Raw genomic sequence first — 25,616 nt, forward strand, 5'->3', positions numbered from 1 at the left:
GCTCACCCGACGATCAGTTCGGTCCACTTCTGGTTAATCTCGTCGGCCTTCGAGGTGTAGAGGTCGTAGCGCGGGATGATCGGCTCGATATCCGACGAGACCGCCGCGAACTCCTTCTCGTTGAGGTCGAGCACCTCCTTTTTCAGCGTCGGCTGCGTACCGACCTTGCGCGACATCAGGCTTTGGATCGACGGCTGGCTCATATAGTCGATGAAGGCATGCGCTTCGTCGACCTTCTTCGAGGCGCGCGACAGGCACCAGTTGCCGGAATCCTGGATGCCGCCCTCCTTCGGGAAGGTCGAGCGGACATGGAAGCCATCGGCGATCGCGAGACCCGTCACGTCGTGATAATACTGGCCCATCGGGATTTCGCCCGACTTCAGCGCCTGTTCGAACTGCGCCTCGTCGCGATACCAGAGCCGGACGTTCGGCTTCACCTCGGCGAGCTTGGCGAAAGCCTTGTCCAACCCATCGGCGGTGCTGAGCGCGTCGGTGCCGCCGAAGAAGGTCTTGGCCGTCACTTCCAAAAGGAAGGAGTTGGAGGCGAGCGCCAGCAGGCCGAGCTTGTCCTTCTTGTCGTCTTCCCAAAGCGCTGCCCAGGACGTCGGCGCTTCCTTGAACACATCGGTGTTGGAAACCAGCGTGATCCACCACGCCACCGCCCCGATGCCGGCGACGCGACCGTCCGGATACTTGTTGATGAAACGCGGCAGCAGGTCGCCGTAGTGCTTGAATTTCGAAGTATCGAGCGGCGTCCACAATTCCGTCGCCTGGCCCTTCAGCGTCGTCGTCTGCGACATCATGGAGAGGTCGGCGGGCGCCTGCCCGGCCTTGGCGGCCTGCTCGAGCTGCACCAGCCAGGCTTCGCCGGTCGGCTCGGCCACCGACTCCACGGCGATGCCCGTCGCCTTTGTGAAGTCGGGGAAGATGTGGCTGTCGAACGATTTCTTGAAATAGCCGCCGTAGACGCCGACCTTGAGCGACTTGTCCTGCGCGCGCAGCACCGCCGGCATGGCGAGCGTGCCGGCTGCGGCGATGCCGGCGCCGAGCACGGTGCGCCGGCTGAGCGACGTTTCCATCAGTTTCTTCATCGGCGTTCTCCTTCCCTCTCCGGGCTTGGCCCGGGTTCCCGTTTGATCTTATGCTTTTTCGTTCACGCAGTCTTGCCCTTCAAGGCCGGGCTGAACACCATCAGGCTGAGAATCTCGAACAGCATCTGGGCGCCGGCATGGGCCGTGTTGGTCGTCGCATCGTATTGCGGCGCCACCTCCACCACGTCGCCGCCGACGAAGTTCAGCCCCTTGAGGCCGCGCAGGATTTCCAGCGCCTCGCGCGTCGTCAGTCCGCCGATCTCCGGCGTGCCGGTGCCGGGCGCGAAGGCCGGGTCCAGGCTGTCGATGTCGAAGGACAGGTAGGTCGGCCCGTCGCCGACGATCTTTTTCGCCTTCTCGATGACGGCCGGAATGCCGAGGCCGGAAATCTCCTCGGCATGGATGACCGTCATGCCGGACTCGTAGGAGAACTCCCACAGATATTCCGACGAGCCGCGAATGCCGATCTGGATGGTGCGGGTCGGATCGAGCACGCCGTCGAGCACCGCGTTGCGGAACGGCCCGCCGTGGTGGAACTTGGTGAGGTCGTAGGCGCCACCGGTGTCGCAATGCGCGTCGATGTGGATCATGCCCACGGCGCGCTTCTTGCCGACGGCCTTGAGGATCGGATGGGTGATCGAATGGTCGCCGCCGACTGACAAGGGTACCACGCCGGCATCAACCACCTGGTTCAGCCGCTTCTCGATATCCTCATGGCTGAGCTCCAGCCGGTAACGGCTGCGGAACGGCACGTCGCCGATGTCGGCGACCTTCAGTTCGTAGGTCGGCGCGCAGTCGAGCACATGGTTGTAGGGGCCGATGCGCTCGATGGCGCGGACGGCGCGCGGCCCGAAGCGGGAGCCGGTGCGGTTGGTGACGCCGAGGTCCATCGGCACGCCGATCATCGCCACCTGCAGATCGCCGAAATCCGGGTTCTCGGCCGCGATCTCGCGATAGGGCGCGGCAAGGAACGTCGGGATGCCGGAATAGGGCGCGACGCGCGTGCCACTCTTGGTGAAGATCTTGTCGGCGACGCGGCGGAACTTCGGATCGAACAACTCGCCACCGTGGCTCTCGCCATACTTGGCGCGCAAGGCATCCAGCTTCGACTGATTGAAACCCATCTCTGTTCCTCCGTGCGGGACTGCCGCCGCCGGATGCCGGTGCGCGCAAGGCTTCTGATGCCTGTAGTCCCGTCTTTATGCTTGTTGGCAGGGATTTTCGGCGCGCGGGAATAGAAAAGCAATTGATATTGTTATAGCTTCCCATGTGAGAAAACCTCACATATCAGCCAGGAACCGCCGATGACCAAGCGCCTGCCGCCGCTCAATCCGCTGCGTGCGTTCGAGGCGACCGCCCGGCATGGCTCGCTGAGCAAGGCGGCGGCTGAACTGAACGTCACGCACGGCGCCGTCAGCCACCAGATCAAGGCGCTCGAACAGTCGCTCGGGATCAAGCTGTTCGAGCGCGCCGGCCTGCGGCTGAAGACGACGCCGCATGGCGCCGAACTGCTGCCCGCCGTTTCGTCGGCCTTCGACGGCATCGCCGCCGCCACGCAGCGGCTGACCCGCCCGGCATCGAGCGGCGCGCTGTCGCTGTCCTGCGTGCCCGCGCTGCTGTCGCTGTGGCTGATCCCGCGGCTCGGCGACTTCATGGCGCAATATCCCGACATCCGCCTGCGGCTGACCGCGTCGAACGATCCGGCCAACATCCGCTCGCCGGAACTCGACCTGTGCCTGCTCTACGGCGACGGCAGCTGGAGCGACTGCTGGATGCGAAAGTGGTCCGGACTGGAACTGTTCCCCGTCGTCAGCCCGACCCTGGTCAACAACCAGCCGCTGCGCACCATCCGCGACCTTGCCGACCATGTGCTTCTGCATGGCGACGACGGCCGCGAATGGCACACCTGGCTGACCGCCGCCGACGCGCTCGACCTGGAACGGGGCCGGCGGCACCGCTTCGACGACGCGCACCTGTCGATCGGTGCGGCGCTCCACGGGCACGGCGTGGCGCTGGGCGACTCGGTGACGGCAAGCGACCTGCTGGCGCGCGGGCAACTGGTGGCGCCGTTCGGATTGTCCGTCCCGGCGGTCTACGATTTCTACATCGCCTGTCGCAACGAGATGCGGGCGGCCCCGATCGTGCAAGTCTTTACCGAATGGCTTTTCGCCGAAAAGGCCAAATCCTCAGGACGGCTGGCAAACCCCGTGACCTCACGCATCGGCACGCGGCGCAGGCGCCAGCCGGAAAGGGATGGCGCGACTGGGGGCTGATGCTCACCCCAGCTTCAGCGGTTTGCCGGCCGCAAAGAAACCTTTCCACGGATCGTCGCCCGCCAGGCGCTTCAGCGTCGTCTTGTCGCCGATCGGAAAGGCGTTGGGCGGCAGGCCGTCCTCGATTTCCGTCCATGTCACCGGCATGGAAACGGTCGCGCCCTTCTTAGCGCGCGAGGAATAGGGCGCGACCGTGGTCGAGCCACGGCCGTTGCGCAGGTAGTCGATGAAGATACGCCCCGTGCGCGCCTTCTTCGACAGCGTCGCCGTATAGCGGTCCGGCTCGGCCTGCTCCATGGCGCGGGCGAAATCATGGGCGAAACCCTTCACCGCATCCCATTTGGCCTTCGGCTTCAGCGGCACCATCACATGATAGCCCTTGCCGCCCGATGTCTTGACGAAGACCGGCAGCGACAGTTCCTTCAGCTTGTCCCGGATATCGAGCGCCGCCTGCCGCACCCTATCGACCGCAACGCCCTCGTCGGGATCGAGGTCGAAGACGATCTGGTCGGGCGTGTCGATCTTGTCCACGGTGCAGCCCCAGACATGGATTTCCACCACGCCCATCTGCACCAGCGCCGCGATGCCGTCGAAATCCTTCACATAGAGGATTTCCTCATTGTCTTCGGGGTCCTTCGACTTGAAGATTTTTTCGCTCATGCCGGCCGAGGCGTGCTTCTGGAAGAAGCGCGGGCCGCCGACGCCGTCTGGCGCGCGCACCAGCGCCAGCGGCCGGTTGACGACGAAAGGCTCCATGCGCGGCCAGACAAGGTCGTAGTGTTCAAGCAGGGCCTGCTTCGACACCTTCTCCTCGGGCCACAGGAGCTTGTCGGGGTGGGTAAGCTTTATCCCTGTCTTCACGACGGATTTCCCCTTCCCTCTCGGAGCCGCGTCCCTGGCGGTTGAAGCGCCCTGCCCGGCCTTATCCTTGCCGGAGACCGCCTTCGGCTCTTCCTGCACGACCTCTTCGGCCGGCTTGTCCTCGCGCAGTCCCTGGAACGAGGCGTGGCGGATGATACGATCGGCCGTCCAGGAACGGAACTCCACTTCCGCGACAAGCTCGGGTTCGACCCAGACCAGCCCCTTGCCGCCCGGCACCTTGGCGTCGAAGGGCGATTTTTTCGCCTTCAGCGCGTCGAGCTTCTTCTTGAGATCGTCGCCGGCCTTGGCCGAAAACCCGGTGCCGACGCGGCCGGCATAGCGCAGCCGGTCGCCCTCGTGATAGCCCACGAGCAGCGAGCGCAGGCCGCGCCCGGTCTTTTCGGAAGGCAGATAGCCGCCGATGACGAATTCCTGGCGTTGGGTGCATTTCGACTTGATCCAGACGCCGGTGCGACCGGAGCGGTACGGCGCGTCGGCGCGCTTGGAGACGACGCCTTCCAGCCCCATGCGGCAGGCATGCTTCAGCATGACCTTGCCCGGCTCGACGAAATGGTCGGAAAACCGCACCGGGCCGTCGTCGCCCAGCAGCTCCAGCAACTCACGCAAGCGCTCCTTGCGCTCGACCAGTGGCTCGTCGCGCAGGTCCTCGCCGTCCAGCCGCAAGAAGTCGAAGACGTAGTAGATCATGCGGTCCGTCCGGTCGGCCGACAGGTCGGCCTGCAACAGCGAAAACGACGAGACGCCATCACCGCCAAGAACGACGATCTCGCCGTCGATTATGGCGTCCGCGCATTTGAGACGGGCAAGAGCCGCAGGGATTTCACCGCCGAAGCGTTCGGTCCAGTCCAGTCCTTTACGTGTGAGCAGGCGGATTTCGGTGCCGGCGATTGCAGCCTGCATCCGATAGCCGTCGAACTTCACCTCGTGCAGCCATTCCTTGCCCGACGGGGCGTCGCGCTCCAGCGTCGCCAGCGCAGGCTCGACAAATTGCAGCCGCGATGCCGCTTCTCGCGCCGCCTTGCCCGCCGCCGGCTTGTTGGAATGCCAGACCTGCGGCTTCTTTCCCTTGGCTGCCCTGCCCTCGCCCACCTCCTCGACGGTAAGGCCGGACTTCACCGATTCCGGCCGCTCCTTCAGGATATCCTCGCCGGGCCGCGCCGCCGCGTCGTCGGACTTGATCAGCAGCCAGTTGTCCTTCTTCTCGCCCGCACGCGGCTTCAGGCGCACCAGATGCCACTTGCCGGAAAGCTTCTCGCCTTGCAGTTCGAAGTCGATATGGCCTTTCTTCATGCCGGCGGCCGGATCGTGCTCGGGCACCCAGGTGCCCTCGTCCCAGACGATCACCGAGCCGCCGCCATACTCGCCTTTCGAGATCGTGCCCTCGAAGGGCGCATAGTCGATCGGATGATCCTCGACATGGACCGCCAGCCGCTTCTCGTGCGGGTCGAGACTGGGGCCGCGCGTGACCGCCCAGCTCCACAGTACGCCGCCGTGCTCGAGGCGCAGGTCGTAATGCAGGCGCGTCGCGGCATGCTTGTGGATGACGAAGATGCCGCCCTCGCCCGCCTTTGCCTGGCGGCGCGGCGCCTTGCCGGCCGGTTCGGCGGTCTTCGAGAAATCGCGCTTGGCGCGATATTTTTCCAGGGCTTGCTCGGCCATGGCCCGCTCTCAAGCCGATTTCCGCTTCGGTTTCGCCTTCGGCTCCGGCGCCTTCTTGCTTGATGCCCTGGTCGCCTTGACCGGGGCCGCCTCGGCGTCGTTGTCGGCGGCGAGGCTCTTCTTCAGGGCATCGAACAGGTTGACCACGTTGGACGGTTTGCTTGCCGCCTTGGCCTTGGGCGCCTTGCGGCCGGCCTTCTTGGCGCGGATCAGTTCGATCAGCGCTTCCTCGTATTTGTCGTCGAACCCGGACGGATCGAATTTCGTCGCCTTCTTGTCGATGATATGCTGGGCAAGCTCGATCATCTCCTTGTCGATCTTGACCGCCTTGATCTCGTCGAACACCGTATCGGGCTGGCGCACCGTGCTGTCGTAGCGCAGCGTGGTCAGCACCATGCCCTTGCCGAGCGGCTCGATGACCACGGGGCGTTCACGGCGATAGAGCACGATGCGGGCAAGCCCCGCCTTCTTCTTCGCCGCCATCGCCTCGCGGATGACGGCGAAGGCATCCTCGGACACCTTGTCGGCCGGCGACAGATAATAGGGTGTGTCGAGATAAATCTGCTGGATCGAAGCCTTGTCGACGAAGCCGTCGAGGGCGAGCATGTTGGAGGATTCGACCTGCACGGCCTCGATCTCGTCGTCCTCGATGTGGACGTAGTCGCCGTTCTCGACCTCGTAGCCCTTGATCTCGTCCTCGTCCTCCACCGGCTTGCCGGTTTCGGCATCGACATAGATGCGCTTCACGCGGTTCCCGGTTCTGCGGTTGATGACGTGGAAGGAAACCTTCTCGGCATGGGTGACCACATTGGTCAGTTCCACCGCACAGGTAACCAGCGACAGTTTGAGATAACCCTTCCAGGCCGGGCGCGGGGCCATATCCGTCTCCTTGCAGCGGAATGGAGCGGAACGGACAAACGCCATTCCAGTTCCATCGCGCATCGAAGAGCGAACATCCGTCCGCCGCCGGAAGGCGGCGGAATTGCCCGGTCCCGTTTCGGAAGACGCCTGAACCTCGGTTCAGCCGAGCACGGCCTTCACCGCCTCGGCAGTCTTGGCAACGACCGTATCCGCTTCCTCGCGCGTCAGGCAGAGCGGCGGGGCGAAGCCGAGGATGTCGCCCTGCGGCATGGCGCGGCCGATAACGCCGCGTTCTGCCAAGGCCGCCGCCACCTGCGGGCCGATCTTCTTTGCGGCGTCGAAGAACTTGCGGTCGTCCTTGTCCTCGACGAACTCCACCGCCGCCAGCATGCCCTCGCCGCGCACGTCGCCGACATTTTTATGCCCTGCGACCGCGTCAGTCAGGCCCTTGCGGAAATAGGCGCCGGTTTCGCCGGCGTTCTTCACAAGGTCCAGCTCATCGATCAGTTCGAGATTGGCGACACCGGCCGCCGCACAGATCGGATGTGCCGAATAGGTCCAGCCATGGCCGATGGGGCCGAGCTTGTCGGAACCCTCGACCAGCACCTTCCACACCTTGTCGCCGACGATGACGCCCGACAGGGGCGCATAGGCAGAGGTCAGCCCCTTGGCGATGGTGATGAGGTCCGGCTGGATGCCGTAGTGGTCGGAGCCGAACATGGAGCCCAGCCGGCCGAATCCGGTCACCACCTCGTCGGCAACGAGCAGGATGTCGTATTTCTTCAGCACCGCCTGGATTTTCTGCCAGTAGCCCTTCGGCGGCGGCACGATGCCGCCGGTGCCCAGCACCGGCTCGCCGATGAAGGCGGCGATGGTTTCCGGCCCCTGCGCGACGATCAGCTTTTCGAGCTGGTCGGCGCAGAACAGCGCAAACTGCTCCTCCGACAGCGAGCGGTCCTCGCGGCGGTAGTAATAGGGCGCTTCCGTGTGCAGGATCGGCGCGCGCGGCAGGTCGAAGGCGTTGTGGAAGCCGGCCAGTCCGGTCAGCGAGCCGGTCATGACGCCGGAGCCGTGATAGCCGCGCCAGCGCGAGATGATCTTCTTCTTCTCGGGGCGGCCAAGCACGTTGTTGTAGTACCAGATCAGCTTGATGTTGGTCTCATTGGCGTCAGAGCCGGACAGGCCGTAATAGACCCTGGACATGCCCTTCGGCGCCCGGTCGATGATCATCTTCGACAACCGGATCGACGCTTCCGTGCCGTGGCCGACATAGGCGTGATAGTAGGCGAGGTTCCTGGCCTGTTCGGCAATGGCGTCGGCGATCTTCTGGCGACCGTAGCCGACATTGACGCAATAGAGGCCGGCGAAGGCGTCGAGGCTCTTCTTGCCGTTCGTGTCCCAGATGGTCGCGCCCTCGCCGCCTGCCATGACCCGGTTCGGCATCTCGCCGCGCGCATGCATGCCCATATGGGTCGAGGGGTGGAAGAAGTGGTCGCGATCCCAGGCGGCGAGTTCGTTGGATTGTTCGAGCATCGTTTTCTCCTTTTTTTCGCCGCCCGGCTCACGCCAGGTCGAGGCACACATATTTGAGGTCGGTGAAGGCCTCTAAGCCGTGGCGCGAGCCCTCGCGGCCGAGACCCGACTGCTTGACGCCGCCGAAGGGGATCGGCGCGCCGGTGATCTTCACCCGGTTGACGGCCACCATGCCGTATTCCAGCGCATTCGCCAAACGCCGCTGGCGCGCGCCGTTCCCGGTGACGACATAGGCGACCAGCCCGTATTCGGTATCGTTGGCGCGGGCAATGACCTCGTCCTCACTGTCGAAAGGCGCGACCGCGGCGACCGGCCCGAAGGTTTCCTCATGCATGATGAGCGCATCGTCCGGCACGTCGGCCAGCAGCGTGGGCAGGTAGAACAGCGAGCCGGGCGCCTGCCGCTTGCCACCGGCAAGCAGCCGCGCACCGCGCGCCTGCGCATCGGCGACCTGCTCCTCGACTTTTTTCACGGCGCGCTCGTGCATCAGCGGGCCGATCTCCGTGCCTTCCATCAAACCGTTACCGACCTTCAGCGCCTCGATGCGGGCGGCATAGGCGGCACAGAAAGCGGCATAGACACCGCGCTGCACATAGATGCGGTTGGCGGCGAGGCAATCCTGCCCTGAGGTCGCGAACTTGGCGTCGACGGCGATCCTAACCGCCCTGTCGAGATCGGCGTCGTCGAAGACGACCAGCGGCGCATGGCCACCCAGTTCCATGACGAGGCGCTTCATCGTCGGCGCGCATTTTTGCGCGATCATTCGGCCGATTTCGGTCGAGCCGGTAAAGCTCATGGCGCGCACGCGGGTGTCCTCGCATAGGCGCCCGACAATGGTGGCGGCGTCCCCGGTGACGATATTGAAGACGCCTGCCGGCAGCCCGGCCCGCTCGCCGAGTTCGGCCAGCGCCAGCGCCGAAAGCGGCGTCTCGGAAGAAGGATGCGCGACAATGGTGCAGCCGGCGGCAAGTGCTGCGGCCGCCTTGCGCGTCAGCATGGCCGACGGAAAATTCCACGGCGTGACGACGCCGACGACACCGAGCGGCTCGCGCCGCACGATCATTTCCGCGCCGGGCAGATGGCTGGTGACGCCCTCGGCGTTCACCCGCTTGGCCTCTTCCGCGTACCACTCGACGAAGGAGGCGGCGTAGTCGATCTCGCCACGCGATTCGGCGAGCGGTTTTCCCTGCTCCAGCGTCATCAGCAACGCGAGGTCTTCCTTTGCCGCGACGATGAGATCGAACCAGTTGCGCAGCATTTTCGAGCGTTCCTGTGGCCGCAGCGCCTTCCAGGCCGGAAAGGCTCGTGACCCCGCGTCGATTGCCTTGCCGGTCTGGCCGGCATCGAGCGAAGCGACGAAGGCGACGGTCGTGCCGGAGGCTGGATCGGTGACTTCGAAAGAGCCGGCGGAAGCACCTGCGGTCCAGTGCCCGTCGACATAGGCGAGTTCGCGATAAAGCCGGCGGTCGGCAAGCCGGTCGAGCGCGTCGTGGCGCAACGAGCGGGCGAAATGGGCGTGGGCGGACATGGCGTGGCTCCTGATCCGCCACAATCCTAGTCGCCGTAAATCGAGAAAGAGCCTATTCGAGCCTCCACCAATAGAGAGATTCTCTACAGGCGGGTCGAAGCCAGAACGATTTCTCCGTCGCGCCTCAAGGCCGATCGCCGACCAGTTCCGCCACCGGCAGCACCGCCTCCTCCTTCACCGTCTTGGTGACGATGTAGGTGAAGTAGCGGTCGATGCCGATCTCGCGCTCCAGCAACGAATCGACGAGCCGCTGGTAAGCGTCGATGTCGCGCGCCATCACCTTGAGCAGATAGTCGACACCCCCGCCGACCGACCAGCAGGCGACGATCTCGGGCGTCTCGCGCACCACCCGCTCGAAGCGGTCGAAATCCGCCTGCCGGTGGTTGGCCAGCGTCACCTCCATCAACACGGTCGCGACCGGCGCCAGCAGGCGCACCGCCACCTTGCCGTGATAGCCCGAGATGATGCCCGCCTTCTCCAGCCGGGCGAGCCGCATCCAGCATGGCGTCGGCGACAGCCCGACCGTCTCGGCAAGCTTCAGCTTGGTGATGCGGCCGTCGCGCTGGATGGCGTCGAGGATTTTGAGGTCGATGGCGTCGAGTTTCGGTGCGGTCATGGGCGTCGCTTTTCGGTGCGCCAGCACCATGAGGGCGCATGATTTCGATTGTCAATTGCACTGATTTCGATCTCTAATAAGTCATGACATTATGGCAGCCAGATCCGGCGCTCATCCGCCGTCCCGCCTACCTCTCGCTGGCCGACCAGTTCGCCCGCGCCATCCACGACGGCAGGCTGGCGAATGGTGCCCGGCTGCCGACGCACCGGGCGCTGGCGGATGCGCTGAAACTGTCGGTGCAGACGGTGTCGCGCGCCTATGAGGAACTGATCCGGCGCGGCCTGGTGTCGGGCGAGATCGGCCGCGGTTCCTTCGTGCAGACGCAGCGCCGCGAGCCGGAGCCGCCCTACCTGCCCGAACGGCCGGGCGAGGTGATCGACCTGTCGATCCTGAAGCCGGCCTGCGAGACGATGCACCACGAGCGGCTGAAACAGGCGCTGGCCTGGCTGGCGGAGGCGCTGCCGGCAAGCTCGGCGCTGTCCTTCCGGCCGAATATGGTGTTCCCGCGCCACCGCGCCGTGGCGACGGAATGGCTGGTGGCCTGCGGGCTGGAAGCCTCGCCGCAGAATGTCACGCTGACCAACGGCGCCACAGCCGGCATGACGGTGGCGCTGATGAGCGTGGCACCGCCTGGCTCCACAGTCGCCACCGAGGCCATCGGCCACCACACGCTGGTGCCGCTGGCGCGCTATCTCGGTTTCCACCTCGAAGGCCTGCCGATCGACGACGACGGGCTGATCCCGGAAGCACTGGACGAAGCCTGCCGGCTGGCCGACATCCGCGCGGTCTTCGTGCAGCCGTCGGTCATCAACCCGACGGCGACGCTGATGGGCTCGGTGCGGCGCGCGCAGCTGGCGGAAGTGGCGCGGCGGCACGACATCGCCATCATCGAGAACGACGTGCTCGGCCCACTGGTTGAGGATCGCGCGCCGCCGCTCGCCTATTTCGCGCCAGAACGCACGCTCTACGTCACCTCATTTTCCAAGATCACCGTGCCCGGCCTGCGCGTCGGCTATCTCGTCGCGCCCGACCGCTACGCCGCCGCGGTCGCCAACCGGCACCTGGTTTCCAACTGGATGGCGACGCCCATGGTGGCCGAGATCGCCACCAAATGGGTGACCGACGGCACGGCGATGGACCTGGTGCGCTGGCAGCGCGACGCCTTGCGCCGCAGGCATGAAATCGCCGGCGAAGCCTTGCAGGGCGTCGCCTATCGCACCTGCCGGGACGCCCTGCACATCTGGCTGCGACTGCCGGACGACCGCTCCGAGGAAGCCTTCGTCGCCCAGGCCCGGCTGCGCGGCGTGGCGATCGCCCCCGGCGCTTCATTCCGCATCGCCGAGACGCCCTGGAAGCCCGCAGTGCGCATCTCGCTCGGCTCGACGACGGAGGGCGAATTGCAGGCAGGTCTCGGCGTGGTGACGAAGCTCCTGCTCGGCGATCCGGAGCATCTTCTGCTCGCGATCTAGGCGCTTGCAGCCGCAAAATTGTGCGGAATCAGAAAAATTGTCATGATTTTATTTTCTCAATTGACATGATTTCTGACCTTCCCCATCGTTAGGGACAAAGCTTCTCCAGGACGGGGGAACGCATTGTCCGCGCCCATCATCAAGATCGATTCCATCGCCAAGAGTTTCGGCGCCTTCAAGGTGCTGGACGGCCTGTCGATGCAGGTCATGCCCGGCGAGAAGCTGGCGCTCATCGGCCCCTCCGGCTCGGGCAAGACGACGATCCTGCGCATCCTGATGACACTGGAGCGCATCGACGGCGGCCACATCCAGATCGACGGCGAGCACCTCTACCATATGGAGCGCAACGGCCAGCTCCTGCCGGCGGACGAGCGGCACCTGACGCGGATGCGGCAGAAGATCGGCATGGTCTTCCAGCTCTTCAACCTGTTTCCGCACAAATGCGTGCTCGACAACGTCACGCTGGCACCGATGCTGACCAAGGGCACGCCGCGCGCCGCCGCCGAGAAGCGGGCGATGGAACTGCTCGACATGGTGGGCATGGCGGACAAGGCGAAGAACATGCCGGCGCAGCTTTCCGGCGGGCAGAAGCAGCGCGTGGCGATCGCCCGCGCGCTGGCGCTGTCGCCCAAGATCATGCTGTTCGACGAGGTCACCTCCGCGCTCGACCCCGAACTGGTCGAGGAAGTGCTCAACGTCATGCGCAAGCTCGCCGCCGAGACGGACATGACCATGCTGCTGGTGACGCATGAGATGGGCTTCGCGCACGATTTCGCCGACCGGGTGCTGTTCTTCGATCGCGGCCGGATCGTCGAGGAAGGCAAACCCGACGAGATTTTCCGTCATCCCAAGCAGGAACGCACGCAGGCCTTCCTGAAGAAGATCATCGCGGCCGGACACCGGGTCTGACCGCTTTGCCGGGCGCATGTGCCGCCCAAACAAACCAAGAAGACCAATGGAGCTGGGAACGATGAAAAGATTTGCAACATGGGCCGGCGTCGCCGGCCTCGCCGTGGCAGCGACGCTCGCCGCCACCACGCCGGGATCGGCAGACGACAGCAAGCTGGAACAACTGAAGGAACAGGGTTTCGCGCGGCTCGCCATCGCCAACGAGCCGCCCTATACGGCCGTCGCCGCCGACGGCAAGGTGTCGGGCGCCGCGCCCGACGTCGCCCGTGAGGTTTTCAAGCGGCTCGGCGTCGCCGACGTCGTGGCGTCGATCTCCGAATACGGCGCGATGATCCCCGGCCTGCAGGCGGGCCGCTTCGACGTCGTCACCGCCGGCCTGTTCATGAAGCCGGAGCGCTGCGCGGCGGTCGCCTATTCGGAGCCGGTGCTGTGCGATGCCGAGGCCATGCTGGTCAAGAAGGGCAATCCGAAGGGCTTCAAGAGCTACGAGGACGTCGCCAAGGACACGTCGGCGACCATCGGCGCGCCCGGCGGCGGCACCGAGGAGAAGCTGGCGCTCAACGCCGGCGTGCCGCGCGACCGCGTCATCGTCGTGCCCGACGGCCAGAGCGGCCTGAAGATGGTGCAGGACGGACGCATCGACGCCTATTCGCTGCCGGTGCTCTCGATCAACGACCTGATGAAGAAGGCCAACGACCCGAACCTAGAGGTCATCGCGCCGGTGCAGGGCGCCCCCGTCTATTGCGACGGCGCCGCCTTCAACAAGAAGGACACGGCGCTGCGCGACGCCTTCAACGTCGAGCTGGCGAAGATGAAGGAATCCGGCGACTTCGCCAAGATCATCGAGCCCTATGGCTTCTCGGCGGCGGCGGCGATGTCGACGACCACCGAAAAGCTCTGCTCGGCGAAATAAGCGCCCTCTTCCTTCTCCCCTGTTTACGGGGGTGAGGAACGATCCACGAAGTGGACGAAAGTCCCTGAATGGGCTTTTCGAGCAACGAACGCCCGGAGCCGTAGCGAAGGGCTGGGCCGGCAGACAGATGGGGGGCGGCGCAAGCTTTCCGAAGTCGGCTCTGCCCCTCATCCGTCACTTCGTGACACCTTCTCCCCGTGAACGGGGAGAAGGAAGAATCCTCCACCGCAACCGGAAATCCCATGACCGACTGGTCCGGCTATCTCTACCTGATCCTGCAAGGCGCGCTCGTCACCGTGGAACTCACGCTGATGGGCTCGGTGCTGGCGCTGATCATGGCCTTCGTCGCCGGGCTGGGACGCCTGTCGCGTTTCTTCGCTGTGCGCGCGCTGGCAACGGCCTATATCGAATTCTTCCGCGGCACCTCGATCTTTGTCCAGCTTTTCTGGGTCTATTTCGTGCTGCCGCTGGCCGGCTTCGAGCTGACGCCGCTGCAGGCCGGCGTGCTCGGGCTGGGGCTTAACGTCGGCGCCTATGGTGCCGAAGTGGTGCGCGGCGCGGTGCAGTCGATCGGCAAGGAGCAATACGAAGCCTGCGTGGCGCTCAACCTCGGCCGCTGGCAGGGCATGCGCCACGTCATCCTGCCGCAAGCACTGTTGTTGATGCTGCCGACCTTCGGCAACAACGCCATCGAACTGCTCAAGGCGACCTCCGTCGTCTCGCTGATCTCGCTGGCCGACATGACCTTCCAGGCCAACATCGTGCGCTCGCAGACCGGCAACACCATGCTGCCCTTCGCCACCATCCTCATCCTCTACTTCGCGATGGCGTCGGCGATCTCGTGGGGCGTGCGCACGCTGGAGCGGCGCATGGCGCGCGGCCTCGACGGCGTCAGGACCTGAGGGGGCGGCGATGGAATGGGATTGGGACTTCGTCTGGCAGATCCTTCCGACCCTGATCCAGGGCGTCAAGATCACCATCCTCGCCACCTTGCTCGGCTCGGTGCTCGCCGCCGTCGTCGGCCTTGCGATCGCGCTGTTGCGCCGCTCGCCCAACCGGCTCGTCTCGGGGCCGGTGGGCTTTTTCGCCGAATTCATCCGCGGCACGCCACTGCTCGTGCAACTCTACTTCATCTTCTACGTCCTGCCCGACATCGGCATCCTTCTGCCGCCGCTGGTGGCCGGCGTCATAGGACTTGGCCTGCACTACGGCACCTACGCGGCAGAGGTCTATCGCGCCGGCATCGACAACGTGCCGCGCGGTCAGTGGGAGGCGGCCAAGGCCTGCAACCTCAGCGCCCGGCAGACCTGGACGCACATCATCCTGCCGCAGGCCATCCCGCCGATGATACCGGCGCTCGCCAACTATTTCGTCGCCATGTTCAAGGAAACGCCGCTGCTTTCGGCCATCACCGTGCTGGAACTGATGAACCAGGCGAAACTGGTCGCCAACTCCTACTACCGGTATGTCGAGCCGATGACGCTGGTCGGCGTCTTCTTCCTCATCATCAGCCTGTTCTCGGTCATCCTGCTGCGTTGGCTGGAACGCCGTTACGGAAGGATCGAGCGGTAAAGCAATGTCCGACATCCATCTCCACGCCGAGCGTCCACCGCTCGATCCGCGTCCGCTGAAAAAACGCGTCGGCCTCGTCATCCTGGCCACCGACCACACCAGCGAGGTGGACTTCCGCCGCATGGTCGCGAGCGAAACCATCGGGGTCTATGGCGCCCGCATCCCCTACGCTAATCCGACCACGCCGGAAAACCTGAGGAAAATGCAGCCGGCTCTGACGGCAGGAGCCGCGCTGATCCTGCCCGGCGAGCCGCTCGACGCGATCTGCTATTCCTGCACCTCGGCCTCGGTGGTAATCGGCGATGCCGAGATCGAAGCCGCGATCCAGGCGGCCAAGCCGGCTGTTCCGGTGGTGACGCCGCCGATGGCCGCGATACGCGGCCTGCGCGCCTTGGGGGCAAAGCGTATTTCCATCCTGACGCCCTACACGGTGGAAACCAGCCGGCCGATGGCAGCCTATTTCGCCGGCCACGGCTTCGACATCGCCTCCTTCACCTGCCTCGGCTTCGAGGATGACCGCGAGATGGCCCGCATCCGGCCGGCAGCACTTGTCGATCTCGCCCGCGAGGCGACCCATCCGGAGGCGGAAGCGCTGTTCATCTCCTGCACCGCGCTGCGTTCCACGCTTGTGGCAGCCGACATCGAACGCGTCATCGGCCGGCCGGTCGTCACCTCCAACCAGGCGAGCGCCTGGAATTGCCTCAGGCTGTGCGGCGACGACACCGCCCATCCCGAATGGGGCCGGCTGATGACGCTGCCGCTTGGGCTCGCGTGATCCCATGGGCACGGCATTCGTCACCCTTGCCGACATCGAGGCCGCGCGGGCGCGCATCGCCGCCGACATCGTCGTGACCCCGACGGTCGACTCGCCTTCGCTCAGCGAAAAATTCAGCGTGCCGGTCCGGCTCAAGCTGGAGCATCGGCAAACGACCGGCTCCTTCAAGCTGCGCGGCGCCTCGAACGCGGTCGCGCTGCTGTCGACCGGCACGCGCGGCGTCACCGCCGCCTCCACCGGCAATCACGGCAGGGCGCTGTCGCTGGCGGCCAAGCGGCGCGGCATTCCCGCCGTCATCTGCATGTCGAAACTGGTGCCGGAAAACAAGCTGGCGGAAATCCGCCGGCTGGGCGCCGAAGCGCGCATCGTGGGGGCGAGCCAGGACGAAGCACAGGTCGAGGCCGAGCGGCTTGTCGCGGAAGACGGGTTTTCGATGATCCCGCCCTTCGACCATCCCGCGACCGTCGCCGGACAGGGAACGCTGGGCGCCGAGATCGTCGAACAGACGCCGGACGTTGAAACCCTGCTGATCCAGGTTTCCGGCGGCGGGCTTGCTGCTGGCGTCGCCATGGCGGTGAAGACGCTGCGCCCGAATGTCCGCGTCATCGGTGTCTCGATGGCGCGGGGAGCTGCGATGAAGGCCAGTCTCGACGCCGGCCGGCCGATCGAGGTTGAGGAGAGGGAGACGTTGGCGGATTCGCTCGGCGGCGGCATCGGCCTCGACAATCGACTGACCTTCGCCATGTGCCGCGACCTGCTGGATGACCTCGTGCTTCTCAGCGAAGACGAGATCGCCGCCGGCGTCCGCCACGCTTACGAACAGGAGCAAGAAATCGCCGAGGGCGCCGGCGCGGTCGGGATCGCCGCGCTGCTGGCCGGCAAGGTCAGGCCGAAAGGCCCGACGGTGGCGGTGCTGTCGGGCCGCAACATCGCCATGGACCTGCATCGCGCCATCGTCTGCGGCACGTGGCGCGACGCACGGGAGCGCGCGGCATGACGCGCATGACCATCCTCACGGAAGCGGACCTGCGCAAGATCGTCAGGCTCGACCTCGACGCCGTCGCCTGCGTCGAAAACGCCTTCCGGGCGCTGGCGACCCTGCCGGTCGCCATGCCGCCGATCCTCAGGCTCGACATTCCCGAGCACAATGGCGAAGTGGATGTGAAGACGGCCTATGTGCCCGGCATCGACGGCTTCGCCATCAAGATCAGCCCCGGCTTCTTCGACAATCCCAAGATCGGCCTGCCCTCGACCAACGGCATGATGGTGCTGCTTTCGGCGAAAACCGGGCTGGTCGAGGCGCTACTGCTCGACAACGGCTACCTGACGGACGTGCGCACAGCAGCCGCCGGCGCGGTCGCCGCGAAACATCTAGCGCGGCCGGACGCGACAGTCGCGACGATCTTCGGCGCCGGCATGCAGGCGCGTCTTCAACTGGAGGCCCTGAAGCTGGTGCGGCCGATAGAAGGCGCGTGCATCTGGGCGCGCGATCGGCTCAAGGCCGAGCGGACGGCGGCGGAGCTGCGCGAAAAGCTGGGCATCGCGGTGCGCGCCGAGACCGACGCCGCCAGGGCCGTCACGGGCGCGGACATCATCGTGACGACCACGCCCTCGACCGAGCCGCTGATCCATGCCGGCTTCGTCACCGCCGGCCAGCACATCACCGCCATGGGCTCCGACGCCGAGCACAAGAACGAGATCGCGCCGGCGATCCTCAAGCTGGCCGACCTCTATGTCGCCGACAGCGCAAAACAGACACGGCGGCTCGGCGAACTGCACCACGCCATCGACGCAGGCCTGATCTCCGCCGATGCAGACGTCGCCGAACTCGGCGCCGTCATTGCCGGCAAGCGACACGGCCGGCGCGACGCCTCCGACATCACCGTCGCCGATCTCACCGGCACCGGCGTGCAGGACACCGCCATCGCCGCACTGGCGCGCGACCGCGCGAAGGCAGCCGGCGCGGGGGCTGTTTTCGAAAGCTGACAACGGGCGGGGAGCCCGGACAACGAGGAAAAGACTGCGACATGCAACCCAATCTGAAATTCACGCGCGAGGAATATGCGGAGCGCCTCGCCAAGACCCGGCGGGCCATGGAGGCCAAAGGCGTCGACGTGCTGGTCTGTTCCGATCCGTCGAACATGGCGTGGCTGACCGGCTATGATGGGTGGTCGTTCTACGTGCACCAGGCCGTCATCGTGCCGCCGGACGGCGAGCCGATCTGGTACGGGCGCGGGCAGGACGCCAACGGCGCCAAGCGCACCGCCTATCTCGCCCACGACAACATCGTCGGCTACGCAGACCACTACGTGCAGTCGACCGAGCGCCATCCGATGGATTTTCTCTCCACCGTGCTGACCGAGCGCGGGCTTGGCGACAAACGCATCGGCGTCGAGATGGACAATTACTGGTTCTCGGCCAAGGCGTTCGCGTCGCTGCAGCAGTACCTGCCCAACGCGCGCTTCGTCGACGCCACCGCGCTGGTCAACTGGCAGCGCGCGGTGAAGAGCCCGACCGAGATCGACTACATGCGCAAGGCCGCGCGCATCGTCGAGGCCATGCATGCCCGCATCGTCGACAAGATAGAGGTCGGCATGAGGAAGTGCGACCTCGTCGCCGAGATCTACGATGCCGGCACGCGCGGCGTCGACGGGATAGGCGGCGATTATCCGGCCATCGTGCCGCTGCTGCCGTCCGGGGTGGATGCCTCGGCGCCGCACCTGACTTGGGACGACAGGCCGATGAAGGCCGGCGAAGGCACCTTCTTCGAGATCGCCGGCTGCTACAATCGCTATCACTGCCCGCTGTCGCGCACGGTCTTCCTCGGCAAGCCGACGCAAGCGTTCCTCGATGCCGAGAAGGCGACGCTGGAGGGCATGGAGGCAGGGCTGGCCGCGGCCAAGCCCGGCAACACCTGCGAGGACATCGCCAACGCCTTCTTCGCGGTGCTGAAGAAGTACGGCATCGTCAAGGACAACCGCACCGGCTACCCGATCGGCATTTCCTATCCGCCGGACTGGGGCGAGCGCACCATGAGCCTGCGCCCCGGCGACCGCACCGAGCTGAAGCCCGGCATGACCTTCCATTTCATGACAGGCCTGTGGCTGGAGACGATGGGGCTGGAGATCACCGAGTCGATCCTCATCACCGAGACCGGCGTGGAATGCCTGGCCAACGTGCCGCGCAAGCTGGTGGTGAAGGACTAGCCTGCCATGCCGAGACCCTCTCCCATCTCCCCCACCGTCGATTTCGACCGCGACGGCGTGCAGCACGGCTTCCTGCGCCTGCCCTACAGCCGCGACGATTCCGCCTGGGGTTCGGTGATGATCCCGATCTGCGTCATCAAAAACGGCAAGGGGCAGACCGCCCTGCTGACCGGCGCCAACCACGGCGACGAGTACGAAGGGCCGCTGGCGCTCTACGAACTCGCCCGCACGCTGGAGCCAAAACATGTTTCCGGCACCGTCATCATCGTGCCGGCGATGAACTATCCGGCCTTCCGCGCCGGCACGCGCACCTCGCCGATCGACAAGGGCAACATGAACCGGGCCTTTCCGGGCCGGCCTGACGGCACGGTGACGGAGAAGATCGCCGACTATTTCCAGCGGGAGCTGCTGCCCCGCGCCGATATCGTATTCGACTTTCATTCGGGCGGCCGCACGCTCGATTTCGTGCCGTTCTGCGCGGCGCACATTCTCCCCGACAAGGATCAGGAGGCGAAAGCGTTCGCGGCGGTGGAGGCGTTCTCGGCGCCCTATTCGGTCAGGATGCTGGAGATCGACGCGGTCGGCATGTACGACACCGCCGCCGAGGAGATGGGCAAGGTCTTCGTCACCACCGAACTCGGCGGCGGCGGCACGTCTCGCGCCGAGACGGTGCGCATCGCCCGGCGCGGCATCCTGAATGTGCTGCGCCACGCCGGCATCGTAGATGGTGTGGATGAGAGGACTCGAACCTGCTGGCTCGACATGCCGGGCGGCGACTGCTTCTCCTTCGCCGAGGAGGACGGCATGATCGAGACCATGGTCGATCTCGGCGAACCGGTGAAGAAGGGCGCCGTCATCGCGCGCATCCACGGCACGGGCCGCACTGGTCTCGCGCCGCAAGATATCCGCTCGCGCATGGACGGGCTGCTGGCGGCGCGGCATTTTCCCGGTCTGGTCAAGGCCGGCGATTGCGTGGCCGTTGTCGCGATCGAGGTCGGCTGAAAATCCCTACAAGCGGCCGATCATGACACGCGGCACGGCGGCTCGTTTCGTCAGCGCACCGCGGCCCTGTTGGAGACCTTCGACAGGATGGCCAGCACGATCAGCGTTCCGACGCCGAGGATGGTGGCCATCGTCGCCGCGTCGAAGATCGCGCCGCGGTCGGAGAGCGCGAAGATGCGGACGGGCAGCGTCACCCAGCCCGGCGGGTAGATCATCACCGTTGCCCCGAGTTCACCCATCGAGAGCGCGAAGGACAGACTGAAGGCGGCGACCAGATAGGGCAGGAGCAGCGGCAGCGTCACCCGGCGCAGCCGGTAGAAGGGCCGTGCGCCGAGGCTCTCGGCCACCTGCTCGCAATCGATCGGAATCCGCGCCAGCCCGGCCGTGACGTTGCCGTAGGTGAAGGCCGAGATCAGCACGAAATGCGCGATCAGCACGATCCAGGTGGTGCCGTTGAGCAGGAAGGGCGGCTGGCTGAAAGCGACCAGCAGGGCAAGACCGACCGAGACCGACGGCACGGCGCTGGGAATGAAGAACAAAAGGTCGAGCACCCGCTTCGGCATGGCCTTGAAGTTGCGCAACGCAAGTGCTGCCCAGGTGCCGCACACCAGCGCCGCGCCGCTGGCGATCACGCCGGTCAAGAGGCTCGCCTTCAGCGCATCGAAGGAATCGGTGCGGAACGCCTTGGCGTAGTGGGTGAGCGTCATGTTGGAAGGCAGGATGTCGTTCCACTGGCCGCTGAAGGAGGCGAGCACGATCACGCCGATCGGCAACCCGTAGATAATCAGGAACAGCGGCACCGCGACCGCCCAGGTAGCGATGCGCCAGGGTTTAGACCAGACCAGCACGACGGCCTCCGAAATGTGCGATCGCCAGCCGGTAGAGCGAGTAGAGGCCGAGCGAGAGGACGACGTTGACCACGGCGATGACGCAGGCGGTCGTGTAATCGAATTCCTGGATCGCCTTGGAATAGATCAGCAGCGGCAAAGTGATGACGTCCTTGGCGCCGATGAACAGCACGATGCCGAATTCGTTGACGGTAAGCAGCAGGCACAGGCTCCCGCCCGCCACCAGCGCCGGCAGCGATGCCGGCAGGATGATCTGCCGCACGATGCGCAGCGGCCTGGCTCCCAGGCTCGAAGCCACCTCGATCTGCGCCTGGTCGATGGTCGAGAAGGTGGCCAGCAGCGGGCGCATGATGAAGGGTGTGTAGACGGTCATCTCCGCCAGGATCACGCCCCATTGCGAATAGAGGAAGTCGATCGGCGGCAGGTCGAGGCTGAAGACGTGCATCAGCGTTTCGTTGAGCAGGCCGGCCGAGCCGTAGATGAAGGTGAAGGCGAGCGTGACGAGGAATGTCGGCAGCGCGATCACCGTATCGATCAGCCGGCCAGCCATCTTGGCGCCGGGAAACGGCACGAAGGCGATGATCAGCGAAAGAATAAAACCCAGTACGAGGCAGCCCGCCGTCGCGCTGACGGCAATGACGATGGTGTGGTAGAGGCCGTCGAGGAACCGGCTCGACATCAGAACCTGCTCGAAGGTCGCGAGCGACGGCGCATCCTCGCCGAACGAGGCCCGCACGATCAGGCCGAGCGGGTAGAAGAACAGCACCGCCAGGATTAGCAGCGGCGGCGCGATCCAAAGGCTGTCCAGTCTGAGCCGCGGCGCGGGAGCGGCGGCGATCGCCGCCTCAGCCATGGCTCGCATCCTCCGGCACCAGCGTCACTTCGGCGGCATCGAAATGTACCGCGATCCTCTCGCCGATGCGCGGCGGATTGGCCATCGGCGCCGACGTCATACGAACCGTCTCACCACCGGCGTCGAAGGTGATGTTGTGCACGTCGCCCTGCCACTGCACGCTGAGCACGGTTCCCGAAATCGAATTCGGCTCCGATGCGCGCGAGAACCGGAAATCGTGCGGCCTGACGCAGACCAGGCAATCGCTTCCCCTGGCCAGCCCATGGTGGTTGCGCGCCGACAGCGTCACGTCGCCGAAGCGGACCTTCGCCATCTGCTCGTCGAGCGGCTGCACGTCGGTAACCGGAAGCAGGTTGGCCCGGCCGAGGAATTCCGCGGCGAAGCGGTTCGGCGGATGGCGGAACAGCGATTGCGATCCGCCGAAGGCCTTGAGCTTGCCGTCGCGCATGATGCCGATGTGGTTGGCCAGCGTCAGCGCCTCGCTCTGGTCATGGGTGACGTAGAGCACGGTCAGGTTCGGCAGGTCGCGATGCAGCTTGGCCAGCTCATCCAGCATCGAACGACGGATCTGCGCGTCGAGCGCCGACAGCGGCTCGTCGAGAAGCAGCACCTGCGGTTTCGGCGCCAGCGCCCTGGCAATCGCCACGCGCTGCTGCTGGCCGCCGGACAGTTCGCGCGGATAGCGCTTGGCATAGGTCGACATGCCGACCATGGCCAGGCATTCGGGCACCCGCTTCCTGATGACGTCTTCTGCAGCGCCATGGGCGCGCAGGCCGAAGGCGACGTTTTCCTCGACCCGCATGTGCGGGAACAGTGCGTAGTTCTGCACCACCATGCCGATCTTGCGGTCGTAGGGCGCCAGATGGGTGACATCGCGGTCGCCGATCAGGATGCGCCCGCCGGAGGGACGCACGAACCCTGCGACAGCGCGCAGGGCCGTGGTCTTGCCCGATCCGGAAGGGCCGATCAGGGCGACGATCTCGCCCGGATTGACGGTCAGGGTGAACGAATGAAGCACGGTCAGTGCGCCATAGGTGACCGAGACGTTCTCGAAGCCGATCCTGCTGCCGTCCGATGCAGCGGGAGCGGCGGACGCCACGAAAGGCTTCGCGATGTGCGGCGTCCGTTCCATGACCGTCACCTGGGACATCAGTTGCCCGAGATCGCCTGATTGTAGGCTGCCACGTCGTCCTTGAGGCTGTCCAGCACCTTGGCCCAGTCCGGCGACCATATTTCTACTCCCTCCAGCATGGCGTTCAGGTTCTTGAAATTGTCGTCGTCCGGCTTGACGTCGGTGCGGACGGGAAAGCCCTTGGCGACGGAGCTGATGTCCTTCTGCGCGTCGGCGGACAGCAGGAAATCGACCAGCTTCTTGCCGTTCTCGGTGTTCGGCCCGCCATTGACCAGGGCGATGTAGTAAGGCAGCGCGAACGCCGTCTTCTTGCCGTCAGGCCCGGCGGGGAAGAAAATCTTGATGTTCGGGTTGTCGGTCGACTGCGCCGTGTTCATCTGCATGTCGCCGTTGGCGACGTAGAGCTCGCCCTTGTTGACCAGCGCCGTCAGCTTGCCGGTCGAGGCCGACGGGCCGAGATTGTTAGCCTGCAACTTCTTCAGGAAGTCGAGGCCCTTTTCCTTCGAACCGAAGGCATGGAAGGCCTGCAGCATCATCGCAGTGCCGTCGCCGGCCTGGCCGGGCGTCGAATATTGCAGCTTCTGCTTGAACTTCGGGTCGAGAAGATCCTCGTAGGTGGCGGGAGCCTCCTTCAGCACCTCGGTGTTGTAGATGAAGTTCGGATAGTTGTTGACCATCGCGTAGTAGCGGCCGTCGGCATCCTTGTCGCGCGCGTCGATCTTGTCGGCGCCGTCGGGCGTATAGGCGGCCAGAAGACCGTCGGCGGCGGCCTTCTGCATGAAGGGCGGCAGCGTCACCAGCACGTCGGCCTGGGTGTTGGACTTTTCCTTCGCCAGCCGGTCGACGACGCCGCTGGAGCCGGCCTCTACGAACTGGATCTTGATGCCGGTTTTCTCGGTGAAGGCCGCGAACTGGTCCCCGTACCAGCTCGGGTCGCCGTCATGCAGGCCGTCGGCACTGTAGAGGGTGACGACCCCCTCGTCGGCAAGTGCCGGAAGGGCTGTAGCCGCCAGCAGGATTGCGGCCAAGGCGAATTTCGTTTTCATGATCTCTCCTTTGCTTGACGCTTTAAAGTGTTCCGAAGGCGGTTCTTATTGTTGTCAGCCGCACTGTTCGCGCGGCCGGTGGCCATCCTCGGCGGTTAATGTGTTGGGGTGGCATCGATAAGTAAAATCTATTTATTTTATGAAGGAGAAAGTTTTGCTTATGACGCCGCTCTTCAACGGATGACCGTATCCTCCGGCCGGCCAAAGGCCGTCCGCCTATCGATTTGTGCAGGCACGATGGCACCGGTCCATGGCACGCGCATGACAGATTGATGTTGGCGGATCATTCCGGGGCGGCGCTGTGAAAACGTCGGCTCAGCCGAAAACGACGCCTGCAGTCTGCGCCGTAAGGCGCGGGTCGCGCGAGCGCACCGTCACCGGGCGGCCGTCGAGGATCTCGAAACAGCGGGCCAGCGTGTCCTCCTCCAGCCGCTGCATCGCCTCGTGCGTGAAGAAGGTGAGGTGCGGAAACAGGATGACGTTGTCGCGGCCGAACAGCGCGCTCATCGGATGGCCGGATTTCTTCAGCGGCTCCACCGAATAGACATCCAGCCCGACGCCGCCGACGCGGCCGGCGACCACCGCCTCGACCAGCGCCGCCTCGTCGACGATGGCGCCGCGCGAGACGTTGACGAGGACGGCTGACGGCTTCAGGCAGGCGAGTTCGGCCTTGCCGATCAGGCCGCGCGTTTCGTCGTTGAGCACGCAATGGATCGAGATGAAATCGCTGGCGGCGAGCATCGCCTTGAGGTCGGACACCGGCTCCACGCCGATCGCCCGCAACTCATCGGGATCGCTGTGGGGGCTATAGGCCAGCACCCTCGCGCGGAACCCCTGCCCCGCCATGCGCGCCATCGAGCGGCCGATCTTGCCGCAGCCGACCAGCCCGATCGTCGAGCCCGCAATGTCGCGCCCCAGCCAGCACTGTTCCGGCCAGACCCAGCCGTCCCGCTCCATCGCCCGGCCGATTTCCGGCAGGCGTCTGGCAAGCGCGATCATCAGCGCGAAGGCGCCCTCCGCCACCGTCTCCTCGGCATATTCGGGCACGTTGACGACCGGAATGCCGCGCCGGATCGCCGCCGGAATGTCGATGGCGTCGATGCCGACGCCGTATTTGACGATCCCTTTCAGTTTCGGCGCCGCCGCGATCACCCTTTCGCTGACCGGCGTGTAGCACATGAGCAGAAGATCGGCGTCGGCGACCGCCCGGCAGAGCTCGGCTTCCGGGATACCGTCCGGCAGGGTGACGAGGTCGACGCCCCGCGCCCGCAGCCCGGCGTCAATACCGGGGCATTCCAGTTCGGCGTCGGTGCGGACGGCTTTCATGAGAGGCAACCGCCGACAGGCGTCTTGGCGAAATTCGGCGCGTTTGACCCCCCACCCCTAACCCCTCCCCGCAAGGGGGAGGGGAACTTGGGCCGCGGCAGCTTCCCCTCCCCCTTGAGGGG

General features: G+C 65.4%; 23 protein-coding genes. 11 read left to right on the forward strand and 12 right to left on the reverse strand.

Going from position 1 to position 25,616, the window contains the following annotated elements; all coding sequences use genetic code 11:
• Positions 1–2: 2 nt before the first annotated feature.
• Positions 3–1,082, reverse strand: a complete 1,080-nt coding sequence (locus FGU64_RS08200) for an extracellular solute-binding protein (protein WP_139955308.1) — start codon at positions 1,080–1,082, stop codon at positions 3–5.
• Between the two features lie 71 nt (positions 1,083–1,153).
• Positions 1,154–2,215, reverse strand: coding sequence for an agmatinase (gene speB / locus FGU64_RS08205; protein WP_136355997.1), 1,062 nt, complete (start codon positions 2,213–2,215; stop codon positions 1,154–1,156).
• 180 nt (positions 2,216–2,395) lie between these two features.
• On the opposite strand from speB, the gene gcvA reads away from it, so the two are divergent.
• Positions 2,396–3,364, forward strand: a complete 969-nt coding sequence (gcvA, locus tag FGU64_RS08210) for a transcriptional regulator GcvA (RefSeq protein ID WP_139952209.1) — start codon at positions 2,396–2,398, stop codon at positions 3,362–3,364.
• Positions 3,365–3,367: 3 nt separating this feature from the next.
• On the opposite strand, the gene ligD is transcribed toward gcvA, so the two are convergent.
• The 5 genes from ligD to FGU64_RS08235 all read right to left on the reverse strand — a co-directional run bounded on the left by ligD (position 3,368) and on the right by FGU64_RS08235 (position 10,443).
• On the reverse strand, positions 3,368–5,905 hold the full coding sequence (gene ligD, locus FGU64_RS08215; RefSeq protein WP_139952212.1) for a DNA ligase D: 2,538 nt from the start codon (positions 5,903–5,905) through the stop codon (positions 3,368–3,370).
• A gap of 9 nt (positions 5,906–5,914) precedes the next feature.
• Positions 5,915–6,784: a Ku protein gene (locus tag FGU64_RS08220; protein ID WP_139952216.1), complete on the reverse strand. Its 870-nt coding sequence runs from the start codon at positions 6,782–6,784 to the stop codon at positions 5,915–5,917.
• Positions 6,785–6,925: 141 nt separating this feature from the next.
• The gene (locus FGU64_RS08225; protein WP_139952219.1) at positions 6,926–8,299 is read right to left on the reverse strand and encodes an aspartate aminotransferase family protein; all 1,374 of its coding nucleotides are present in this window, start codon (positions 8,297–8,299) and stop codon (positions 6,926–6,928) included.
• A gap of 28 nt (positions 8,300–8,327) precedes the next feature.
• Positions 8,328–9,827, reverse strand: a complete 1,500-nt coding sequence (locus tag FGU64_RS08230; protein WP_139952222.1) for an NAD-dependent succinate-semialdehyde dehydrogenase — start codon at positions 9,825–9,827, stop codon at positions 8,328–8,330.
• A 124-nt stretch (positions 9,828–9,951) separates the two neighbouring features.
• Positions 9,952–10,443, reverse strand: a complete 492-nt coding sequence (locus tag FGU64_RS08235) for an Lrp/AsnC family transcriptional regulator (RefSeq protein WP_139952225.1) — start codon at positions 10,441–10,443, stop codon at positions 9,952–9,954.
• Positions 10,444–10,526: 83 nt separating this feature from the next.
• Between FGU64_RS08235 and FGU64_RS08240 the strand changes: the two genes are divergently transcribed.
• From FGU64_RS08240 to doeB, 10 genes are all read left to right on the forward strand, one after another.
• Complete coding sequence (locus FGU64_RS08240) at positions 10,527–11,912, forward strand: PLP-dependent aminotransferase family protein (protein ID WP_139952228.1); 1,386 nt, start codon at positions 10,527–10,529, stop codon at positions 11,910–11,912.
• Between the two features lie 123 nt (positions 11,913–12,035).
• Positions 12,036–12,821: an ectoine/hydroxyectoine ABC transporter ATP-binding protein EhuA gene (gene ehuA / locus FGU64_RS08245; RefSeq protein WP_136356014.1), complete on the forward strand. Its 786-nt coding sequence runs from the start codon at positions 12,036–12,038 to the stop codon at positions 12,819–12,821.
• Between the two features lie 61 nt (positions 12,822–12,882).
• Positions 12,883–13,734 (forward strand): ectoine/hydroxyectoine ABC transporter substrate-binding protein EhuB, encoded by an 852-nt coding sequence (gene ehuB / locus FGU64_RS08250; RefSeq protein WP_139952231.1) that lies wholly within the window; start codon positions 12,883–12,885, stop codon positions 13,732–13,734.
• Between the two features lie 242 nt (positions 13,735–13,976).
• Positions 13,977–14,636: an ectoine/hydroxyectoine ABC transporter permease subunit EhuC gene (ehuC, locus tag FGU64_RS08255; RefSeq protein WP_136356018.1), complete on the forward strand. Its 660-nt coding sequence runs from the start codon at positions 13,977–13,979 to the stop codon at positions 14,634–14,636.
• Between the two features lie 10 nt (positions 14,637–14,646).
• The gene (gene ehuD / locus FGU64_RS08260; protein ID WP_139952234.1) at positions 14,647–15,306 is read left to right on the forward strand and encodes an ectoine/hydroxyectoine ABC transporter permease subunit EhuD; all 660 of its coding nucleotides are present in this window, start codon (positions 14,647–14,649) and stop codon (positions 15,304–15,306) included.
• Between the two features lie 4 nt (positions 15,307–15,310).
• Complete coding sequence (gene eutA / locus FGU64_RS08265) at positions 15,311–16,081, forward strand: ectoine utilization protein EutA (RefSeq protein WP_139952237.1); 771 nt, start codon at positions 15,311–15,313, stop codon at positions 16,079–16,081.
• A 4-nt stretch (positions 16,082–16,085) separates the two neighbouring features.
• The gene (gene eutB, locus FGU64_RS08270) at positions 16,086–17,078 is read left to right on the forward strand and encodes a hydroxyectoine utilization dehydratase EutB (RefSeq protein WP_139952240.1); all 993 of its coding nucleotides are present in this window, start codon (positions 16,086–16,088) and stop codon (positions 17,076–17,078) included.
• Positions 17,075–18,067: an ectoine utilization protein EutC gene (gene eutC / locus FGU64_RS08275; protein ID WP_139952243.1), complete on the forward strand. Its 993-nt coding sequence runs from the start codon at positions 17,075–17,077 to the stop codon at positions 18,065–18,067. The genes eutB and eutC overlap by 4 nt, the downstream gene beginning before the upstream one ends.
• A gap of 41 nt (positions 18,068–18,108) precedes the next feature.
• The gene (doeA, locus tag FGU64_RS08280) at positions 18,109–19,287 is read left to right on the forward strand and encodes an ectoine hydrolase DoeA (protein ID WP_139952246.1); all 1,179 of its coding nucleotides are present in this window, start codon (positions 18,109–18,111) and stop codon (positions 19,285–19,287) included.
• Between the two features lie 6 nt (positions 19,288–19,293).
• Positions 19,294–20,289, forward strand: coding sequence for a N(2)-acetyl-L-2,4-diaminobutanoate deacetylase DoeB (gene doeB, locus FGU64_RS08285; protein WP_139952249.1), 996 nt, complete (start codon positions 19,294–19,296; stop codon positions 20,287–20,289).
• Between the two features lie 50 nt (positions 20,290–20,339).
• On the opposite strand, the gene FGU64_RS08290 is transcribed toward doeB, so the two are convergent.
• The 5 genes from FGU64_RS08290 to FGU64_RS08310 form a co-directional block, all read right to left on the reverse strand.
• On the reverse strand, positions 20,340–21,137 hold the full coding sequence (locus FGU64_RS08290) for an ABC transporter permease subunit (RefSeq protein WP_139952252.1): 798 nt from the start codon (positions 21,135–21,137) through the stop codon (positions 20,340–20,342).
• Positions 21,121–21,990: a 2-aminoethylphosphonate ABC transporter permease subunit gene (locus FGU64_RS08295; protein ID WP_139952255.1), complete on the reverse strand. Its 870-nt coding sequence runs from the start codon at positions 21,988–21,990 to the stop codon at positions 21,121–21,123. Before FGU64_RS08295 ends, FGU64_RS08290 begins: the two co-directional genes overlap by 17 nt.
• Complete coding sequence (locus FGU64_RS08300; protein WP_139952258.1) at positions 21,983–23,122, reverse strand: ABC transporter ATP-binding protein; 1,140 nt, start codon at positions 23,120–23,122, stop codon at positions 21,983–21,985. The genes FGU64_RS08295 and FGU64_RS08300 overlap by 8 nt, the downstream gene beginning before the upstream one ends.
• A gap of 17 nt (positions 23,123–23,139) precedes the next feature.
• Complete coding sequence (locus FGU64_RS08305) at positions 23,140–24,168, reverse strand: 2-aminoethylphosphonate ABC transporter substrate-binding protein (protein WP_136356037.1); 1,029 nt, start codon at positions 24,166–24,168, stop codon at positions 23,140–23,142.
• Positions 24,169–24,483: 315 nt separating this feature from the next.
• On the reverse strand, positions 24,484–25,494 hold the full coding sequence (locus FGU64_RS08310) for an NAD(P)-dependent oxidoreductase (RefSeq protein WP_139952260.1): 1,011 nt from the start codon (positions 25,492–25,494) through the stop codon (positions 24,484–24,486).
• Positions 25,495–25,616: the final 122 nt, after the last annotated feature.

The organism is Mesorhizobium sp. 8, assembly GCF_006351905.1.
Lineage (GTDB): Bacteria > Pseudomonadota > Alphaproteobacteria > Rhizobiales > Rhizobiaceae > Mesorhizobium > Mesorhizobium composti.

Excerpts from the sequence above, each read along its gene's own strand:
- FGU64_RS08240 (WP_139952228.1), top strand. The coding sequence starts at position 10,527 with ATGACATTATGGCAGCCAGATCCGGCGCTCATCCGCCGTCCCGCCTAC.
- FGU64_RS08305 (WP_136356037.1), bottom strand. The coding sequence starts at position 24,168 with ATGAAAACGAAATTCGCCTTGGCCGCAATCCTGCTGGCGGCTACAGCC.
- FGU64_RS08235 (WP_139952225.1), bottom strand. The coding sequence starts at position 10,443 with ATGACCGCACCGAAACTCGACGCCATCGACCTCAAAATCCTCGACGCC.
- eutC (WP_139952243.1), top strand. The coding sequence starts at position 17,075 with ATGACGCGCATGACCATCCTCACGGAAGCGGACCTGCGCAAGATCGTC.
- FGU64_RS08310 (WP_139952260.1), bottom strand. The coding sequence starts at position 25,494 with ATGAAAGCCGTCCGCACCGACGCCGAACTGGAATGCCCCGGTATTGAC.
- ehuC (WP_136356018.1), top strand. The coding sequence starts at position 13,977 with ATGACCGACTGGTCCGGCTATCTCTACCTGATCCTGCAAGGCGCGCTC.
- doeB (WP_139952249.1), top strand. The coding sequence starts at position 19,294 with ATGCCGAGACCCTCTCCCATCTCCCCCACCGTCGATTTCGACCGCGAC.
- FGU64_RS08220 (WP_139952216.1), bottom strand. The coding sequence starts at position 6,784 with ATGGCCCCGCGCCCGGCCTGGAAGGGTTATCTCAAACTGTCGCTGGTT.
- eutA (WP_139952237.1), top strand. The coding sequence starts at position 15,311 with ATGTCCGACATCCATCTCCACGCCGAGCGTCCACCGCTCGATCCGCGT.
- ehuB (WP_139952231.1), top strand. The coding sequence starts at position 12,883 with ATGAAAAGATTTGCAACATGGGCCGGCGTCGCCGGCCTCGCCGTGGCA.
- doeA (WP_139952246.1), top strand. The coding sequence starts at position 18,109 with ATGCAACCCAATCTGAAATTCACGCGCGAGGAATATGCGGAGCGCCTC.
- FGU64_RS08300 (WP_139952258.1), bottom strand. The coding sequence starts at position 23,122 with ATGGAACGGACGCCGCACATCGCGAAGCCTTTCGTGGCGTCCGCCGCT.
- ligD (WP_139952212.1), bottom strand. The coding sequence starts at position 5,905 with ATGGCCGAGCAAGCCCTGGAAAAATATCGCGCCAAGCGCGATTTCTCG.
- ehuD (WP_139952234.1), top strand. The coding sequence starts at position 14,647 with ATGGAATGGGATTGGGACTTCGTCTGGCAGATCCTTCCGACCCTGATC.
- FGU64_RS08225 (WP_139952219.1), bottom strand. The coding sequence starts at position 8,299 with ATGCTCGAACAATCCAACGAACTCGCCGCCTGGGATCGCGACCACTTC.
- FGU64_RS08230 (WP_139952222.1), bottom strand. The coding sequence starts at position 9,827 with ATGTCCGCCCACGCCCATTTCGCCCGCTCGTTGCGCCACGACGCGCTC.
- FGU64_RS08295 (WP_139952255.1), bottom strand. The coding sequence starts at position 21,990 with ATGGCTGAGGCGGCGATCGCCGCCGCTCCCGCGCCGCGGCTCAGACTG.
- speB (WP_136355997.1), bottom strand. The coding sequence starts at position 2,215 with ATGGGTTTCAATCAGTCGAAGCTGGATGCCTTGCGCGCCAAGTATGGC.
- eutB (WP_139952240.1), top strand. The coding sequence starts at position 16,086 with ATGGGCACGGCATTCGTCACCCTTGCCGACATCGAGGCCGCGCGGGCG.
- gcvA (WP_139952209.1), top strand. The coding sequence starts at position 2,396 with ATGACCAAGCGCCTGCCGCCGCTCAATCCGCTGCGTGCGTTCGAGGCG.